Annotated in this window: 1 pseudogene; it reads left to right on the top strand. The window is 77.5% G+C overall.

Going from position 1 to position 418, the window contains the following annotated elements:
- Window positions 1-418 (top strand): annotated as a pseudogene (locus BI06_RS50720) (hypothetical protein); the annotation flags it as partial.

The following is a 418-nucleotide window of genomic DNA, read 5'->3' on the forward strand; positions in this document are numbered from 1 at the left end:
GCTGCCACCCTGGTCTCGGGCGCTGCCCTGACCGCCGCCCCCGGTGCGGCCGCGCTGTCGCGCTCCGGCGGCACCGGCGGTGTGGTCCTCGGCGCCCCCGGGCCGGGCACCCCGGGGCCGGTCGGGACCCAGGAGCGGCGAAGCCCGGTGACGGTCACCGTCGCGGGCTTCCCCGGCACCCTGGCCGCCGGAGGTCCGGCCGCCGAGTTCACCGCCACGCTGCACAACTCCGCCGACCACGCGGTCGACGTCACCACCGGCTTCGCCGTCGCGAACGTCGACGCCGGGCTCCGCGAGAACCAGCTCACCCTCGACTACCAGTCCCCCGGCGGGGCTTCCTGGAAGTCCGCCGCCCTCGCCCCCGGTGCCGGCACCGGCGCCACCTGGAACCTCGACACCTTCACCACCCGGCTGAGCC

It is taken from the genome of Kitasatospora sp. MBT66 (genome assembly GCF_000710405.2).
GTDB classification, from domain to species: domain Bacteria; phylum Actinomycetota; class Actinomycetes; order Streptomycetales; family Streptomycetaceae; genus Kitasatospora; species Kitasatospora purpeofusca.